Annotated in this window: 14 protein-coding genes and 1 riboswitch; of the genes, 2 read left to right on the top strand and 12 right to left on the bottom strand. The window is 69.4% G+C overall.

Annotated features, from left to right (window positions below):
• Positions 1 to 34: 34 nt before the first annotated feature.
• The 6 genes from FHS07_RS02555 to ribD all read right to left on the bottom strand — a co-directional run bounded on the left by FHS07_RS02555 (position 35) and on the right by ribD (position 5644).
• On the bottom strand, positions 35 to 1486 hold the full coding sequence (locus FHS07_RS02555; RefSeq protein ID WP_183418336.1) for an MFS transporter: 1452 nt from the start codon (positions 1484 to 1486) through the stop codon (positions 35 to 37).
• Positions 1487 to 1692: 206 nt separating this feature from the next.
• Positions 1693 to 2046, bottom strand: coding sequence for a Fe-S protein (locus tag FHS07_RS02550; protein ID WP_183418335.1), 354 nt, complete (start codon positions 2044 to 2046; stop codon positions 1693 to 1695).
• Between the two features lie 82 nt (positions 2047 to 2128).
• Positions 2129 to 2602 carry a 6,7-dimethyl-8-ribityllumazine synthase gene (gene ribH, locus FHS07_RS02545; protein WP_183418334.1) on the bottom strand — a complete coding sequence of 158 codons (474 nt, stop codon included), beginning with the start codon at positions 2600 to 2602 and terminating at the stop codon, positions 2129 to 2131.
• The gene (ribA, locus tag FHS07_RS02540) at positions 2602 to 3870 is read right to left on the bottom strand and encodes a GTP cyclohydrolase II (RefSeq protein WP_183418333.1); all 1269 of its coding nucleotides are present in this window, start codon (positions 3868 to 3870) and stop codon (positions 2602 to 2604) included. The genes ribH and ribA overlap by 1 nt, the downstream gene beginning before the upstream one ends.
• A complete protein-coding gene (locus FHS07_RS02535) occupies positions 3867 to 4520 on the bottom strand; it encodes a riboflavin synthase (RefSeq protein ID WP_183418332.1) in 654 nt (217 codons plus the stop codon). Before FHS07_RS02535 ends, ribA begins: the two co-directional genes overlap by 4 nt.
• Complete coding sequence (gene ribD, locus FHS07_RS02530; RefSeq protein ID WP_183418331.1) at positions 4520 to 5644, bottom strand: bifunctional diaminohydroxyphosphoribosylaminopyrimidine deaminase/5-amino-6-(5-phosphoribosylamino)uracil reductase RibD; 1125 nt, start codon at positions 5642 to 5644, stop codon at positions 4520 to 4522. The genes FHS07_RS02535 and ribD overlap by 1 nt, the downstream gene beginning before the upstream one ends.
• Positions 5645 to 5702: 58 nt before the next feature.
• Positions 5703 to 5852, bottom strand: a riboswitch (FMN riboswitch).
• Between the two features lie 318 nt (positions 5853 to 6170).
• On the opposite strand from ribD, the gene FHS07_RS02525 reads away from it, so the two are divergent.
• Entirely contained in the window at positions 6171 to 7877 is a 1707-nt protein-coding gene (locus FHS07_RS02525; RefSeq protein WP_183418330.1) for a S8 family serine peptidase, read from the top strand.
• Positions 7878 to 8097: 220 nt separating this feature from the next.
• Here the strand turns inward: FHS07_RS02525 and FHS07_RS02520 are convergent, their stop codons facing one another.
• Positions 8098 to 8961 (bottom strand): Fpg/Nei family DNA glycosylase, encoded by an 864-nt coding sequence (locus FHS07_RS02520; RefSeq protein WP_183418329.1) that lies wholly within the window; start codon positions 8959 to 8961, stop codon positions 8098 to 8100.
• Between the two features lie 510 nt (positions 8962 to 9471).
• Between FHS07_RS02520 and FHS07_RS02515 the strand changes: the two genes are divergently transcribed.
• Entirely contained in the window at positions 9472 to 10290 is an 819-nt protein-coding gene (locus FHS07_RS02515) for an endonuclease domain-containing protein (RefSeq protein ID WP_183418328.1), read from the top strand.
• Positions 10291 to 10648: 358 nt separating this feature from the next.
• On the opposite strand, the gene trpS is transcribed toward FHS07_RS02515, so the two are convergent.
• The 5 genes from trpS to sdhA all read right to left on the bottom strand — a co-directional run bounded on the left by trpS (position 10649) and on the right by sdhA (position 16906).
• Positions 10649 to 11653 (bottom strand): tryptophan--tRNA ligase, encoded by a 1005-nt coding sequence (gene trpS, locus FHS07_RS02510; RefSeq protein WP_183418327.1) that lies wholly within the window; start codon positions 11651 to 11653, stop codon positions 10649 to 10651.
• 118 nt (positions 11654 to 11771) lie between these two features.
• On the bottom strand, positions 11772 to 12620 hold the full coding sequence (locus FHS07_RS02505; RefSeq protein WP_183418326.1) for an exodeoxyribonuclease III: 849 nt from the start codon (positions 12618 to 12620) through the stop codon (positions 11772 to 11774).
• A gap of 122 nt (positions 12621 to 12742) precedes the next feature.
• Entirely contained in the window at positions 12743 to 13963 is a 1221-nt protein-coding gene (locus FHS07_RS02500) for a YhjD/YihY/BrkB family envelope integrity protein (protein WP_183418325.1), read from the bottom strand.
• Positions 13964 to 14289: 326 nt separating this feature from the next.
• Complete coding sequence (locus FHS07_RS02495) at positions 14290 to 15075, bottom strand: succinate dehydrogenase iron-sulfur subunit (protein WP_055958605.1); 786 nt, start codon at positions 15073 to 15075, stop codon at positions 14290 to 14292.
• A gap of 1 nt (position 15076) precedes the next feature.
• Positions 15077 to 16906 (bottom strand): succinate dehydrogenase flavoprotein subunit, encoded by a 1830-nt coding sequence (gene sdhA / locus FHS07_RS02490; RefSeq protein WP_055958601.1) that lies wholly within the window; start codon positions 16904 to 16906, stop codon positions 15077 to 15079.
• Positions 16907 to 16934: the final 28 nt, after the last annotated feature.

Here is a 16934-nt window from a genome sequence, read left to right as displayed (position 1 = left end):
GGCCCCGTGGCATCTGTCGTTCGAACAGAACGCGTTACGGCGCGGTCGCTCCGGCGGCGATGTTGTCGTCGTAGTCGACGTCCTTCGTCTCGGGCGAGAGCAGGACGGCGATGAGGGTCAGCACGCCCATCCCCGACAGGTACACGCCGACCAACCACGGGTTGCCGTCTCCGGCGGCCCAGAGCGCGACGGCGACGATCGGGGCGAGGGCCGCTCCGAGGATCGACGAGACGTTGTACGAGATGGCCGAGCCGGTGTATCGCGTGTTCGTGGGGAACAGTTCGGGCAGCACCGCGCCCATCGGTCCGAAGGTCGTGCCCATCAGCAGGAACCCGAACACGAGGAAGGCCTGCACGAGCGCGCCGGTGAACTTCGGGTCGGCGTGCGGCAGCAGGAACACCGAGAAGGTCAGGCCGAACACGATGATCGCGATCGTCACCCCGATGAGCAGACGCTTGCGCCCGATGGCGTCGGCCACGGGGCCCGACAGCATCGTGAAGACGCCGAAGAACACCACGCCGATGATCTGCATGATCACGAAGTCGGTGTAGCCGAAGCCCAGGCCCGGCACATAGGCGGCCGCATCGAACGGGGTGCCGGCCTTCTCGGCGGCCGCGGCGGCGGCTTCGACGGTGGGCTTGGTGCCGTACGACAGGGTGAAGCTCGTCATCAGGTAGAACAGCACGTAGGTCGCGAGCATGATGAACGTGCCGAGCACCAGCTGCTTGCCGTTGCGGCGAACGACCTCGCCGAGCGGGAACTTGCGGATCGCGCCGCTCTTCTCGGCCTTCGAGAACGACGTGCTCTCGACGAGCTTGAGGCGCACGTACAGGCCGACGATGACCATGACGGCAGAGAACAGGAACGGGACGCGCCAACCCCAGGTGAGGAACTCCTCGGATCGCTGGGCCGTGCCGTCGGGGTGCGGCAGTGCGAAGTTGATCACGAGGAAGACCGTGTTGGCGATGATGAAGCCGATCGGGGCGCCCAGCTGCGGGAACGTGCCGAACAGGGCGCGCTTGCCCTTCGGGGCGTTCTCGGTGGCGACGAGCGCGGCGCCCGACCATTCACCGCCGAGGGCGAAGCCCTGCGCCAGGCGCATGATCAGCAGCAGGACGGCCGCCCAGACGCCGATCTCGTTGAAGGTCGGGAGGCATCCGATGAGGAAGGTCGCGACACCCATCACGAGAAGGGATGCCACGAGCGTGGCCTTTCGGCCGAATCGGTCGCCGAAGTGGCCGAACACGACGGCGCCGAGGGGGCGCGCGACCATCGCGGCGCCGAAGACGCTGAACGACAGCAGCAACGAGGTCGTCTCGTTGCCGGTGGGGAAGAAGAGCACCGGGAAGACGAGGACTGCGGCGGTGGCGTACGCGTAGAAGTCGTAGAACTCGATCGTCGTTCCGACGAGGCTCGCGGTGATGACACGCGAGCGCGGGTTGGCCGGTGCGGCGGTGGAGCGGGTGGAGGGGGATGACGTGGTCATGACTGCCTGACGGGAAGGTTCTTCGTTCGCGTCCGGGATGGGGCGCAGCGGTGGGGCGCAGCGATCACAGGGGTGGGAGTGAGGGAGCGCACGGCGGGAGCACCGGCGACGTCCCCGGGTGAGGGGCGTCTAGACCCTCCAGTCTATGCGTGCGCTGAGCGTACGCCGGGTGCTGCCGAGAGGGCGCCCTCACGAGGGAGCGGTGATCAGCGCCAGATGACCGCGAGGCCGGCGTTCAGGAGCGCGAGGATACCGACCGGCCAGAACAAGGCCGGCGAGAGCGAGCCCGTGCGCTTCTGGCGCGCCGAGCCGATGCCGATCAGCGCGCCGATCACGAGCAGGACGACCAGCTTGACGCCGATCTTGACGTAGTTGAGGCCGTGGTCGAGGCCCCACGGCGCCGACAGGATGAGGCCGGTCAGCAACGAGATGCCCAGGGCGTTGTTCATCAGCGGCGTCACGCGTACGCGTCGGGCCACCGCCTCGACGGTCCAGGCGCCGAAGAGCACGGCGAAGCCGACGAGGTGCACGAGGACGACGACGTCACGCAGGATCTCCATACCCGTCAGGGTAGGGATGCCGCGGCCTGCGTCGCCAGCAAGGCGGGCCTCAGTCTCGCGGGTTCCCGCGCCGGTGTCCGCGTCAGCCGCGCAATTCCCGCAGCACCAGGGCGGTGCGGATCGCCGCGTCGGCGGCCTCCTCGCCCTTGTCCTCCTTCGAGCCCTCGAGTCCGGCGCGGTCGAGGCCCTGCTGCTCGTCGTCGAGCGTCAGCACGCCGAAGCCGACGGGCTTGCCCGCGTCGAGGGCGACACGCGTCAGGCCGTCGGTCGCCGCCGACGAGACGAATTCGAAGTGCGGCGTCCCACCCCGGATGATCACGCCGAGGGCGACGACGGCATCCGCCCCGCCGTCGAACGCGGCACGCGCGGCGACCGGCAGCTCGAATGAGCCCGGAACCCGGACGACACGGTACGTGGCTCCCGTGGCATCCAGGATCCGCCGGGCGCCCGCGATCAGGCCGTCGGTGATGACGTCGTGCCAGGTGCCGGCGATGACGACGACGTTCAGGCCGGAGGCGTCGACGCCGCCGGTCTCGGGTGCTCCACTGCCGGCCATCAGGCGCTCTCTTCCTTCGCGTGCGCGAGGGCGTCGCGCAGGTCGTCCTCGCCGATGATGTGGCCCATGCGGTCACGCTTCGTCTCGAGGTATTGGTGGTTGTTCGGGCCGACACCCACGAGCAGGGGCACCTGCTCGACGACGTCGAGACCGAAGCCGCGCAGCTGCGCGACCTTGTCGGTGTTGTTCGTCAGCAGTCGCACCTTATCGACTCCGAGGTCGGCGAGGATGCCGGCCGCGGCGGCGTAGTCGCGGGCGTCCGCGGGCAGGCCGAGGGCCAGGTTGGCATCCACGGTGTCCAGGCCCCGCTCCTGCAGGTTGTAGGCGCGCAGCTTGTTGATCAGCCCGATGCCGCGGCCCTCGTGCCCGCGCATGTAGATCACGATGCCGCCGTCGCGGTCGATCGTGTCGAGCGCGGCCTCCAGCTGGGGTCCGCATTCGCACTTCAGCGACCCGAAAGCCTCACCGGTCAGGCACTCGGAGTGCACCCGCACGAGCGGCGCGGACTCCGTGAGGTCGCCCGAGACGACGGCGAGGTGGTCGGTACCGGTCACGCGGTCTTTGTACGCGAGGAAACGGAACGTCCCGTGCGAGGTGGGGACGTTCGACTCGGCCCGCAGGCTGACCCGCCGACGCGCGGGGGTGGCCGCGGGGAGCGGGTCGGTCTCGTTCAGGTAGGCGACGAGCTGCTCGATCGTGATGACCGGGATGCCGTCGCGCTCACCGAGTTCGAAGAGTCCGGGCAGACGCATCATGCTGCCGTCGTCGGCCACGACCTCGGCGATCGCGCCGACCGGTTCGAGGCCCGCGAGCCGCATGAGGTCGACGGCGGCCTCGGTGTGCCCCGCGCGCTCGCGTACGCCTCCGTCGACGGCGCGGAGCGGCAGCACGTGTCCCGGACGGATGAGGCTCGTCGGCGCCGATTCGGGGTCGGCCAGTACGTTGAGGGTGCGGGAGCGGTCGGCGGCGCTGATGCCCGTGGTGACACCGGATGCCGCGTCGACGCTCACCGTGTAGGCGGTGCCGCGGGCGTCCTGGTTCACCTCGACCATGGGGGGCAGGTCGAGGCGGTCGGCCCACTCGCCGGGCATGGGCGCGCAGACGTATCCGCTCGACCAGCGGACCGTCCAGGCGAGCCATTCGGGGGTGGCGAGCTGGGCCGAGATGATGACATCGCCCTCGTTCTCGCGGTTCTCGTCGTCGGCGACCAGGATGGGCCGCCCCTGACGCAGGGCGTCCAGGGCCTCGGGGATGGTGGACAGGCTCATTCGGAGCCCCTCTCGGTCTCGTCGCTGCCGGACGCGCCGGCGGTCGTGCGGAAGGCGAGCATGCGTTGCACATGCCGCGCCAGGATGTCGGTCTCGAGGTTGACGGGGGTTCCGGCCTCCGCCCCGCCGAGCGTGGTCGCCGCGAGGGTCTCGGGGATCAACGACACCTCGAGCCACGGCTGCGGGTCGGGGGCGTCGCTGACCGCGCTGACGGTGAGCGAGACGCCGTCGATCGCGATCGAGCCCTTGTCGACGACGAGGGGTGCCAGGTGCGTCGGGATGCCGATCCGCACGACGCTCCACTGGGCACCGGGGCGCACCTCGCGCACGATCCCGGTGCCGTCGATGTGTCCCTGCACGATGTGTCCGCCCAGACGTCCGTGCGCGGCCGTCGCCCGTTCGAGGTTGACGGCGCGGCCCGGTGCCACGTCGACGAGGGTCGACATGTCGAGGGTCTGCTTCATGACGTCGGCGGTGAACCAGTCGTCGCCCTGGTCGACGACGGTGAGGCACACCCCGCTGACCGAGATCGAGTCGCCGTGCCCGGCATCCGACACCGACAGGGGGGCTCGCAGCGTGAGTCGCACGCCGTCGCCGGACGGCTCGACGGCGGTGACGGCGCCGATCTCTTCGACGATTCCGGTGAACATCAGGCGTCTCCTTCGTTCTCGCGCGCGGTCGCGCGGGCGGGTTCTGCGGGGGCGATCTCGTCTCCTGCGCCGGACGGTTCCGGCGACACGTGCGGGGGAGCGTCGTCGTGTGCGGGCGTGGGACGCGCGACGATCAGCAGATCGTCGCCGAGGTTCTCGATGGATGCCACGGCCAGCCGCTGCGCCTCGCCGATCGTCGAGACGCCCACATCCCCGACGGCGAGGCGAGACCCGCCGAGCAGGACCGGGGCGATGTAGACGAGCAGCTCGTCGGCGAGCCCGTCGCGCACGAACGCGCTCGCCAGCGTCGGGCCGCCCTCGACGAACACTCGTTGCATGCCCTGCTCGGCGAGATCGGTGAGAACGGCGGGCAGGTCGTGGGTCGCGTAGAAGAGCGGCTGGCGTGGATGGCGGCGCACCGCGGCATCCGGAGCGGTCTCGCTCTCGCCGATGATCACCGGAGTCGGCTGGGTCTCGCGCAAGGAGCCGTCTTCGGCGCGGGCGGTGAGAGCGGGATCGTCGGCACGGACGGTGCCGGTACCCGCGACGATCGCGTCGGCGTGGGCGCGGCGGACGTGCACGTCGCGACGTGCGGCAGGACCCGTGATCCACTGGCTCGTGCCGTCGTCGGCGGCGGCTCGTCCGTCGAGGCTCTGCGCCCACTTGACGGTGACGTGCGGGCGGCCGGTGCGCTGCAGGGCGACCCAGTCGCGGATCAGCTCCTCGGCGGCGTCGGCCCCGACCCCGTTCTGCACGTCGATCCCCGCGCTGCGGAGGCGGTCGGCGCCACCGGCGGCGGCAGCGGTGGGGTCGTCGAGGGCGTAGACCACTCGCGCCACCCCGGCATCGATGAGCGCTTGGGCGCAGGGACCCGTGCGGCCGGTGTGGTTGCACGGCTCGAGGGTGACGACGGCGGTGCCGCCGCGCGCGGCATCCGGTGCCAGCTGCGACAGGGCGTCGACCTCGGCGTGCGCGGTACCCGCGCCGCGGTGGAAGCCCTCGGCGAGGACGTCTCCGGTGGGGGAGAGGATGACGGCACCGACCTGCGGGTTCAGCCCGCGCGGGCCGCGCCGGGCGAGCTGCAGCGCTCGCCGCATGGCGTCGATCTCGACGGCGGATGCCATTTCCCTGTCCTTCCCGCGGAGTCCGGGGGCAGGGTCAGCGGGAAGGCGCGACGCGCCATCCGTGCTGCCTCCTATCCGGACTAGCGGGGGAGGACCCCCGCATCACCGTCGGTCCCGGAATTCCACCGGATCGGCCCCACCGCGGATCGCGGAGGGGTTCGCGGACTATCACCGCCGGTTCGGATTCTCACCGACCCCGGAGCACGTTGTTGCACTTCTGAGTGTAGTGAACGCGCCCCACGCGGTTTCATTCCCCGACATGGATGGACACGCGCCGACGCCCGCGATAGGCGAGATGCGGAGAGCGCGGGCCCGAGGTGTCGGTCGACGAGCCCCTCCGGCCGGCGTCGCGGAGCAGCTGGAGCGGTAGGGGTCTGACGCTGTGGCGTTCCGAGGCGCGGAACGGATTCTGAATCCTTATCAAAGAATTCGGCCTCCGTCACGTGGTTGAAACGTTCAGCCCCTATCCTGTGAAATGGCGGATTGCGTATTCCTCCGCCCTGAGTCTTTTACGAGGGTAGAGAGAATGGCTTCGAAGATTTTCCGTCCTGCGGGCGCGATGGTGGCTGTCGCCGCCGTTCTGCTCGCCGGTGTGGTCGGCGCAGCGCCGGCGTCTGCGGCCACGCGTGCCGCCGGCGACTATGTCATCGGCTTGGCCGACGGCGTCGATGCGGCCGCACTCGCGGCCCGCTACGGCGTCGATATGGACGAGCGGTACACCGCTGCCCTGAACGGGTTCGCGGCGTCGCTCACGGCCGCAGAGGCGACGGCGCTGGCGAACGACCGCCGCGTCAGCGTCCTCTCTGCCGACGTCGAGGTGGAGGGTTTCGCGCAGGCCGACACTCCTACGCCTAAGACCGTCCAGGCGGATGCGCCGCCGGTCAGCGCGGGCGACGGTGTGCAGAAGCCGTGGACAGGACCGGCGGTCGCCGTGATCGACTCCGGCGTCAACCCGCACATCGACTACAACCTCGTCGGCGCGGTCAACTGCCTCGGCACCAGCGACGAGCGCGACGGCAACGGTCACGGCACCGGCGTCTCGGGTTACATCGCCGCGTACGACAACGACTTCGGCACCGTCGGTGTCGCCCCCGGCGCGCCGATCTACTCGGTTCGCGTGATGGATGCCAAGAACAAGGGCACCCTTTCTTCGGTGCTCTGCGGTGTCGACTGGGTCGTCAAGAATGCAGCGACCTACAACATCAAGGTCGCCAACATGAGCCTCGGATTCGAGGGCGTCGACGACGGCAATTGCGGCTTCTCCAACAGTGACGCTCTCCACCAGTCGATCTGCAAGCTGACGTCGCAGGGCGTCGTGGTGGTCTCCGGAGCCGGTAACGGCGCCACCGACCTCGGGCGCGTCCTCCCCGGCTCGTACGACGAGGTCCTGGTCGCGACCAACATGGCCGACTACGACGGGAAGCCCGGCGGACTCGCCGCGAGCACCTGCGGCCTGTCCACCAAGGACGACTCGCCGTGGTTGAACACGAACTACGCCGTCTCCGACGCCGACAAGGCCCACACGCTGGCAGCCCCCGGCACGTGCCCCTACACGACCCTCAAGGGCGACCGCTTCGGGTACATCCAGTCGGGCACGTCGATGGCCACCGCGGCTCTCAGCGGCGTGGTCCTGAACTGCTTCGCCACGGGCAGCTGCCCCGGTTTGAGCACTCCGCAGGTCATCCGACAGGTCATCGCGCAGGCGTCGGCTGCTGACGCCAAGGGCCACACCTGGTTCGGCAGCCCCTCGGCCGCCGGCTCCTCGCCGAGCAAGTACTACGGCTATCTGGCGACCGTCGGCCCCACGGGTTCCGGACCGGTGCCGACGCCGACGCCCACCGCGACGCCGACGCCCACCCCGACGCCGACCGCGTCGCCCACGCCGACCGCGTCGCCCACACCGACCGCGTCGCCCACGCCCACCGCGACGCCGACCCCGGGGGCGGACAAGACGGCCCCGACGACGTCGATCGTCAGCCCCACCACAGGCACGACGATCTCCGGACGCGGTGACCTCGTCGCCTCGGCGAGCGACAACGTCGGTGTGACCGCTGTCAGCTTCTGGGCGGGATCGACCAAGCTCGGCGATGCCGTGCGCGGCAATGACGGGCTCTGGCGCGCGACCCTCGACTCCAGCCAGTACCCCAAGGGCCGGTACCAGATCCGCTCGCGCGCCACGGACGCAGCCGGCAACATCGGGTGGAGCCCGATCGTGACGATCTCGGTTTCCTGACGCTCTGAACGACAGCGGCGGGCGGCACTTCGGTGTCGCCCGCCGCTGTTGTTGCTGCCGGCCCCGTCAGGGGGGGGCTGACGGGACACCCGTGAACGACGGCGCCGCCGCGCCGTCGTCATTCCCGGGGGATCCGCGGCTTCGCAACGCGGGGCGTGCCGGTCTCGACGCGGGCCCCGGGTACGCTCATTCGCCGCAGGACGCGGGCGGGTACGCCGACCTACTTGAGCAGTCGCGAAAGCCGCCGGTCCGCCAGCAGTTTGCCGCCGGTCTGGCACGTGGGGCAGTACTCGAGGGAATTGTCGGCGAAGAAGACGCTGCGCACCTCATCGCCGCATACCGGACACGCCTGACCGCGCCGCCCGTGAACGCGCATGCCCCGCCTCTTGGCATCCTTCAACTCTGCCGGCGGCTTGCCGCGGGCGGTGTCGATCGCCTCGGCGAGGGTCGTCGTGAGCGCGGCGAAGAGACGGTCGACCTCGTCGTCGCTGAGGGTGGCGGCGAGGGCGTAGGGCGACATCTTGGCCGCGTGCAGGATCTCGTCGGAGTAGGCGTTGCCGACACCGGCGACGATCGACTGATCGCGCAGCACCCCCTTGATCTGCGTACGCCGACCGGTCAGCAGCGCGCCGAACTTCTCGCGGCCGAAGTCGTCGTCGAGGGGATCGGGACCCAGGCGGGCGATGCCCGGCACCTCGTTCGGATCGGTGACGGCGTACACGGCGAGCGACTTCTTCGTGCCGGCCTCGGTCAGGTCGAAGCCCGAACCGTCGTCGAAGCCCACCCTCAGGGCGATGGGCGTCTTGCCCGGCTTGATGAGTGTCGCGGGCAACGCGTCGTACCAGCGCAACCAGCCCGCCTTGGCGAGATGGAAGACGAGGTGGATGCCACCGTCGGTCGCGATGTCGACGAATTTGCCGTGGCGTTCGACGCCCGTCACCGCCCCGCCGATGAGGTCGGTCAGGGGAGGGGCGTAGGTCTTGAGCGCGTTGATCGCCGACACGGCGGCCTTGTCGAAACGGTGCCCCGTGAGGCGCCCCCGAAGGAATTCGACGAGCCCTTCGACCTCTGGCATCTCCGGCATGCGCCCATGCTCCCACGCACGCCCGACATCGCGAATGGTCTTGCGCACGTTCCCGCGGATCCACCGCGCAGCCCCATCGACGGTCCGGGCGTGCACACCGGTTCGCCGCCACCGGGGACACAACGCAGGACTTCCGCTGCAGCGTGCGCGTGATCCGGCGTTGTCCGGCCGTGTCGAAGCCGGTATTCCTGCGTTGTGTCCGCCCGGTCGGCCGCCACCCGGGGCCGGGCGTGCGTGCCGGCCCGCCGCCGCCGGGGTCCGGGCGTGCGTGCCGGTTCGCCGACACCCGGGACACGACGCAGGACTTCCGCAACAGCGCGCGCGTGATCCGGCGTTATCCGACGTGTCGAGGCCGGTACTCCTGCGTTGTGTCCGCCCGGGTCCTCCCCGTGCCGTCGATTCCGGGGACTCTGCACATTCCGTGGACCGCGGTGCGCGGCGCGTCCAGGGGTCGAGCATGGTGGGCGGGTGCGACCCGAACACTCCTCTGACTTCGCCCCGGATTCGACCATGTCCTACGCCGATCTGCGGGCGGGCGGTGCGACTCGTGCCGGCATCCGCGAGGCTCTGGCGACAGGTACCCTTCACCGCGCCAGACGCGACGTCTACCTCGCCGCCGGAGCGGGGGAGAGGGCCGTTGCGGCACAACGCGTGGGCGGGCGGTTGGACTGCGTGTCCGCGATCGCCGCATCCGGCATCTTCGTCCTGGATCGCACGAGGCTGCACGTCCAGGTCGAACCGACGCGTGGGAGGTTGCGCTCACCGGTCTCGCGCCGTCGGCGTCTCGCGCACGACCCCGACGTCGTCGTGCACTGGCGTCACGCTGGGCACGGGGACGCGCACTCGATACCCCTCACCGAGGCGCTGAGGGTCGCCGTCCGCTGCCAGAGCCCCCGAGCATCGGTCGCGATGCTCGACAACGCTTTCCACCAGCGCCGAATCTCCGCCGCGGATGTGCACGACATCTTCGCCGGTCTTCCCGCGAAGTACGCGGTCTTGGCGTCGCTTCTCGACGGTCGCGCCGAGGCGGGCTCCGAGAGTATCGCGCGACTGCTGCTGAGGGGTCTCGGGTGCAGGGTGCAGGTCCAGGTGTCGATCGACGGCGTCGGGCGTGTCGACCTGCTCGTGGACGGGTGGATCGTCGTCGAGTGCGACAGCCGCGCACACCACGGGGGCTGGGAGTCGCAGGAGCGGGACCGGCTGCGTGACCTGCTGCTGGCCGAACGCGGATACGCGGTGATCTGTCCCACGGCGAACATGATCTTCGATGAACCGGAGGTGCTGCGGCGTGCTGTTCAGGGACTCCGGGGCGGCGGTGCGCTCCGTTAGGACACAACGCAGGAAACTCGAGCGACACGAGCCGGCCAGGCGCCGACGGGTCTCAGGAAGCGGCAAGAGTCCTGCGCTGTGTCCCGCCGGAGGGCGACGCTCGATTCTGCGACCGGGCGATGCTGGGCCCTGCTGACCGGGTCACGATACGCCTTGCGTCTGTCGGCGGGGCCGGCTCTAAAGTCTGACCCGGTCGGTTCGCCGGACATAACGCAGGAGAATCAGCACCATGACGGCTGCACGTCGCCACGTCGACGCGACGCCCGCACGTCTCATGCGTCGTGTCGTGACCGGACACGGTCCGGCTCTCTGACGTCGGGCACCCGGAGGTGCGGGGCGCCCTGATCGCCGGGACGAATCAGCCGCGGCGCAGCAGCCCGATGCGGTCGTAGACGTCGGCAAGGGTCTTTTCGGCGACGGATGCCGCCTTGCCGGCGTTGACGGCCAGCACCCGGTCGAGCTCGGCGGGGTCGTCGAGCAGCTCGAGGGCACGCTCGCGCACGGGCTCGAACTCGTTCACCACGACTTCGGCGAGACCCTTCTTGAAGTCGCCGTACCCGCGGCCGGCGTACTCGTCTTCGATCGCGGTGATCTCGCGTCCCGTCAGCGCGGAATAGATCACCAAGAGGTTCGAGACGCCGGGCTTCTCGTCGCGGTCGAAGCGCACCGCGCCCTCGGAGTCGGTGACGGCGCGCATGATCTTCTTCGCGCTCACCTTCGGCTCGTCGAGCATCCACAGCACGCCGGCGTCGGATTCGGCCGACTTCGACATCTTCGACGTGGGGTTCTGCAGGTCGTAGATGCGCGCGGTCTCGCGCTGGATCATCGGCTTCGGCATCGCGAAGGTCTCACCGAAACGCTGGTTAAAGCGCTCCGCCAGGTCACGCGTCAGCTCGATGTGCTGCTTCTGGTCATCGCCGACGGGTACCACGTCGGTCTGGTACAGCAGGATGTCGGCGGCCATCAGCACCGGGTAGGTGAAGAGGCCGACGTTGGTGGCATCCGCGCCGTATCGGGCCGACTTGTCTTTGAACTGCGTCATGCGTCCGGCCTCACCGAAGCCCGTGAGGGTCGACAGTACCCATTGCAGTTCGGCGTGCGCGGGCACGTGCGACTGCACGTACAGCGTCGACCGCGAGGGCTCGATGCCTGCGGCGATGTACTGCGCGGCGGTGCGACGGGTCTTCTCGCGACGCTCGGCGGGGTCGCCGGGCTGGGTGAGGGCGTGCAGATCGACGACCGAGAAGAAGGCGTCGTACTGGTCTTGCAGCTCGCGCCACTGCAGGAGGGCCCCGATGTAGTTGCCGATCTGGAGGCTGTCGGCGGAGGGCTGCATTCCGGAGTAAAGGCGCTGCTGAGTCACCTCTCGATCCTAGGTGCCGCCGCCTGGCCGCCGCGGCCCCCGATCGCTCACCCGACCGCACCGCCGTGGGGCCGACTCGACCCCGCCGTTACGCACCGGCGCCGCGCGCAGACGCCCGTCAGCGCCCGAGCGTGTAGTCGACGATGACGGGGGAGTGGTCGCTCCACCGGGTGTCGTACGAGGGCGCGCGGTCGACGCGGTAATCGGTGACGCGTTCGGCGAGGGCGGGGGTGGCCACGTGGTAGTCGATGCGCCACCCGCTGTCGGTGTCGAACGCCTTCCCGCGCATCGACCAGAACGTGTACGGCCCGTCGACCTCGCCCGCGGCACGGCGCCCCACGTCGACCCAGCCCAGGCCGGTGCCGGTCGAGCCGTCCACACCCTCGACCTGCTCACCCGCGGGGCCGAAGAAGCGATCGAAGTAGGCGCGTTCGCGGGGCAGGAACCCGGCGTTCTTGCGGTTGCCCCGCCAGTTTTTGATGTCGAGCTCGCGGTGCCCCACGTTCAGGTCGCCGAGGACCAGGGCGAGATCGCGTTCGGACTTCAGCGTGGCGAGGCGCTGCTCCATCGCATCGAGGAAGAGCCACTTCGCGTCTTGCTTGGGGGTGTCGACCTCGCCGCTGTGCACGTACGCGCTGACGACGGTGACCGTCTCGCCGTCGATGTCGAAATCGGTCTCGATCCATCGGCCGGACGCGTCGAGCGGCTCGGGGCCGAGATGGCTTCGTGTTTCGACGCCGGGCAGTCGGCTGATGATCGCCACGCCCGCGCGCCCTTTCTGCAGCGATTCGTCGTTGACGATCTGCCAGCCGGGCAGGGCCTCTGCGAGCTGTGCGGCCGTCGCGCGCACCTCTTGCAGGGCGACGATGTCGGCGCCCGAGGCGTCGAGCCATTCGGTCATGCCCTTGCGGACGGCGGCACGGATGCCGTTGACGTTGACGGAGACGATACGTACAGAACGAGGCACCCCCCGAGCGTAGCCCGAGCCTCCGACACCGCTCCTGACGAGACCACCGAGGGAGAGCCCCCCAACGGGTATTCCGCCAACGAAGACGGTTGTTCCCGGAGCGCCGTCGACTACCCCGACGGTCAGTCGGGGAGGAGGGAGACCCGCCGCGGCGCGGGCACGTCGGCCTCCGAGCGCGCGAGCTGCTTCTCGGCGGCGGCGAGTCTGCGCTTCGCGCGCCAGCGCAGGGGCCACCGCGACAGGGCGACCTCCTTCTCGGCTTGGCGGACGCCGACCTGCGCCGCGATGACGAGGGCCGCCTGTTCCATGGCGAGGCGGTCCTCGGGGGAGCGCAGGGGTACGTCGCGGTCGCGCGCCGCCACGGCGATCCACGCCGCCGAGACGAGGATCACGATGCCGATGAACCGGAACCACAGCAAGAACCCGATGAGCACGGTGAACGTGGCCAGGAGCGGGTTCGACGGCGTGTATACGAAGAGGAAGCCCGCGGCGACCTGCAGCACGACCATGCCCGTCGCCCCGACGATCGCGCCCGGCCAGGCGCGTCGCCACGTGAGGGTCGTGCCCGTGAGGAAGCGGAACAGGGACGCCAGAGCGACGGTGTTCACACCGAAGGCCACGATGAGCGAGATGATCCGTGCGCCCACCGACCAGCCGAGGGTCTCGCGGTCCCAGCCGATGAGCCCGAACACCAGGTCGACCGCGCCGGTGGTGATCGAGCCCAGCAGGGCGCCGACCAGCAGAGCGATGCCGAACAGGAGCGAGGCGACGAAGTCGCGTGCCTTGAGCAGCACGTAGTTGCGCAGGTCGAAGGGCAGTCCGAAGGTGTCGCGCACCGCGCGGCGGGTGAACGTGACGAACCCGATGGCCGTCCACACCACCACCACGACGGCGACGATGCCCGTGATGGTGAGGAGGCGTCCGCTCTCCTGCGCGACGGCCTCTACCTGCTCCCGGTCGACGAGGCCGTTCTCGCTGATGATGCCCGGAATGTAGCTGTTGACGATGTGGATCAGACCGTCGATCGCGGTCTTGCTGCCGCCCAGCCAGATACCCACGCCGGCGAATGCCAGGTACAACGCCGAGAACACCGCGAACAGCCCCTGGTAGCTCATGCCGGCCGCGAGCAGGAAGCCGTTGTGCTGAAGGAAGTGCCGCCACACGCGGATCGGGAACCATTGGGCGATCTTCGCCGCCCGGGCGATGGGCTGATCCAGTCGCTCCCGCACGGCGGTCTGCGCGGCCTCGAAACGGTCGCGGAGCGAAGCGTCGTCGTCGCGCACGGAGGCACGGTCGTCGCGCACCGCGGGCAGCGGCCGAGGGTCGTGGCGGTTCCCTGTCACCTGACGAGCCTAATCAATGGAGGAGGGAGCCCCCGGCGACGTGCGGACGTGCGGGAACCGTCGCCGCCGGACACGACGCAGGAAATCAACTCCTCCGCCGGTCCCCGTCGGCCAATCCACCGGCCCGCCGTCGCGGGTTTCCTGCGTTGTGTCGCGGCGAGGGAGCGGATCGCGTGGCGCGACGCCGGGGACTCGCGGTCGGCGCGGGCGCGGACGGGGCGGATCGCCGACGCGGCAGCCCGGTGGGAGCCGCGACCGTGGTCGGCGCCCCGGAACGCCGAACGGCGGGGCGCCGAAGCGCACCCGCCGTTCGAGAAAGGATGGTCTTAGCGACCGCCGCGGAGGACGGCCTGCTTGACCTCGGCGATGGCCTTGGTGACCTCGATGCCACGGGGGCACGCCTCGGTGCAGTTGAAGGTGGTGCGGCAGCGCCACACGCCCTCTTTGTCGTTGAGGATGTCCAGGCGCACATCGCCCGCGTCATCGCGCGAGTCGAAGATGAAGCGGTGCGCGTTCACGATCGCGGCGGGGCCGAAGTACTGACCGTCGGTCCAGAACACGGGGCACGACGAGGTGCACGCGGCGCACAGGATGCACTTGGTTGTGTCGTCGAAGACCTCGCGGTCGACGATGGACTGCACGCGCTCCTTGCCCGGCTCGGGCTTCGAGTTCGAGATCAGGAAGGGCTGCACCTCGCGGTAGGAGGCGAAGAACGGCTCCATGTCGACGATGAGGTCCTTCTCGAGGGGCAGGCCCTTGATCGCCTCGACGTAGATCGGCTGCGAGATGTCGAGATCCTTGATCAGCGTCTTGCAGGCCAGGCGGTTGCGGCCGTTGATGCGCATGGCATCCGATCCGCAGATGCCGTGCGCGCACGAGCGGCGGAACGACAGCGACCCGTCGGTCTCCCACTTGATCTTGTGCAGAGCGTCGAGCACACGATCGGTGGAGTACAGCTCCACGTCGTAGTCGACCCATCGCGGCTCGTCGTCGACCTCGGGGTCGAAACGACGGATGTTGAAGGTGACGAGGAACGACTGGATCCCGGTGTCTTCCGGCGTCTGCTCGACCTCGTCCGAGGTGTCGACGTTCTCGAGGACGGTGGATGCCATCTCAGTACTTCCTCTCCAGCGGCGGGTAGCGCAGCTCCCCGGCCTCGTTCTTGGTGAACACCACGGGCTTCCAGCCGAGTTCGATGTGATCGGCGGGGTGCGACGAGTGGGGGTCTCCCGACAGGTACGCCATGGTGTGCTGCATGTACTTCTCGTCGTCGCGCGTGGGGAAGTCGTCGCGCATGTGACCGCCACGGCTCTCTTCGCGGTTCTGCGCCGAGTAGACGACGACCTCGGCCAGGTCGAGCAGGAAGCCGAGCTCGACGGCCTCGAGCAGGTCGGTGTTGAACCGCTTGCCCTTGTCGTCGACGTGGATGTTCTTGTAACGCTCGCGCAGATCGGCGATGACATCCATCACGTGGGCGAGGGACTCGTGCGTGCGGAACACCTGCGCGCCCTTGTCCATCTCGTCCTGGAGCGTCTTGCGCAGGACCGCGATGCGTTCGGTGCCGCCGTTGTTGCGCAGGCCCTCGATCAGACCGCGCACCTCGGCGGCGGGGTCTTCGGGCAGCGGCACGAAGTCGGCGGTCTTGACGTACTCGACGGCGTTGCGGCCGGCGCGCTTGCCGAAGACGTTGATGTCGAGCAGCGAGTTGGTGCCGAGGCGGTTCGAGCCGTGCACCGAGACGCAGGCGCACTCGCCGGCGGCGTAGAGGCCGGGGACGACGGTGTCGTTGTCGGCGAGCACCTCGGCCTTGATGTTGGTGGGGATGCCGCCCATCGCGTAGTGCGCGGTCGGCATGACCGGCACGGGCTCGACGACCGGGTCGACACCGAGGTAGGTGCGGGCGAACTCGGTGATGTCGGGGAGCTTCGTCTCGAGCACCTCAGCGCCCAGGTGCGTGCAGTCCAGCAGAACGTAGTCGCGGTGGGGACCCGCGCCGCGACCCTCGGCCACCTCTTGCACCATGCAGCGGGCGACGATGTCGCGCGGTGCGAGGTCTTTGATGGTGGGGGCGTAGCGCTCCATGAAGCGCTCACCACTGGCGTTGCGCAGGATCGCGCCCTCGCCTCGGGCGCCCTCGGTGAGGAGGATGCCGAGACCGGCGAGGCCGGTCGGGTGGAACTGGAAGAACTCCATGTCCTCCAGGGGGAGGCCCTTGCGCCAGACGATGCCGACGCCGTCACCGGTGAGGGTGTGGGCGTTGGAGGTGGTCTTGAAGATCTTGCCGAAGCCGCCGGTGGCGAAGATGACCGCCTTCGACTGGAAGACGTGCAGCTCGCCCGTGGCGAGGTCGTACGCGACGACACCCGAGACCTGGGTCTTGCCCGCCGCGTCCTTCACCGTGATGAGGTCGAGCACGTAGAACTCGTTGAAGAAGTTGATGCCGAGCTTGACGCAGTTCTGGAACAGCGTCTGCAGGATCATGTGGCCGGTGCGGTCGGCGGCGTAGCACGCGCGGCGCACGGGGGTCTTGCCGTGATCGGCGGTGTGTCCGCCGAAGCGGCGCTGGTCGATCTTGCCCTCGGGGGTGCGGTTGAACGGCAGGCCCATGTTCTCGAGGTCGATGACGGCGTCGATGGCCTCTTTGGCGAGGATCTCCGCGGCATCCTGATCGACGAGGTAGTCGCCGCCCTTGATGGTGTCGAACGTGTGCCACTCCCACGAGTCCTCTTCGACGTTGGCGAGCGCCGCCGCCATGCCGCCCTGCGCCGCACCGGTGTGCGAGCGGGTCGGGTAGAGCTTCGAGATGACGGCGGTCTTCGCGCCGGGGCCGGCCTCGATGGCCGCGCGCATGCCCGCGCCGCCGGCACCGACGATGACGACGTCGAACTGGTGGTAGTGGACGCCGTCTTTGACGATCGAGTCCGAGGAAGTCTGGGTGCTCACGTGTGCGATGCCTCTGCTGTCAGGGGAA

This window comes from Microbacterium proteolyticum (assembly GCF_014192415.1).
GTDB lineage: Bacteria > Actinomycetota > Actinomycetes > Actinomycetales > Microbacteriaceae > Microbacterium > Microbacterium proteolyticum.
Note: the sequence above shows the minus strand (reverse complement) of the source record. Positions and strands in the feature narration are given on the sequence as shown.

Excerpts from the sequence above, each read along its gene's own strand:
- FHS07_RS02550 (WP_183418335.1), bottom strand. The coding sequence starts at position 2,046 with ATGGAGATCCTGCGTGACGTCGTCGTCCTCGTGCACCTCGTCGGCTTC.
- FHS07_RS02495 (WP_055958605.1), bottom strand. The coding sequence starts at position 15,075 with ATGGCATCCACCGTCCTCGAGAACGTCGACACCTCGGACGAGGTCGAG.
- FHS07_RS02525 (WP_183418330.1), top strand. The coding sequence starts at position 6,171 with ATGGCTTCGAAGATTTTCCGTCCTGCGGGCGCGATGGTGGCTGTCGCC.
- ribH (WP_183418334.1), bottom strand. The coding sequence starts at position 2,602 with ATGGCCGGCAGTGGAGCACCCGAGACCGGCGGCGTCGACGCCTCCGGC.
- FHS07_RS02515 (WP_183418328.1), top strand. The coding sequence starts at position 9,472 with ATGTCCTACGCCGATCTGCGGGCGGGCGGTGCGACTCGTGCCGGCATC.
- FHS07_RS02535 (WP_183418332.1), bottom strand. The coding sequence starts at position 4,520 with ATGTTCACCGGAATCGTCGAAGAGATCGGCGCCGTCACCGCCGTCGAG.
- FHS07_RS02520 (WP_183418329.1), bottom strand. The coding sequence starts at position 8,961 with ATGCCGGAGATGCCAGAGGTCGAAGGGCTCGTCGAATTCCTTCGGGGG.
- FHS07_RS02555 (WP_183418336.1), bottom strand. The coding sequence starts at position 1,486 with ATGACCACGTCATCCCCCTCCACCCGCTCCACCGCCGCACCGGCCAAC.
- ribA (WP_183418333.1), bottom strand. The coding sequence starts at position 3,870 with ATGAGCCTGTCCACCATCCCCGAGGCCCTGGACGCCCTGCGTCAGGGG.
- ribD (WP_183418331.1), bottom strand. The coding sequence starts at position 5,644 with ATGGCATCCGCCGTCGAGATCGACGCCATGCGGCGAGCGCTGCAGCTC.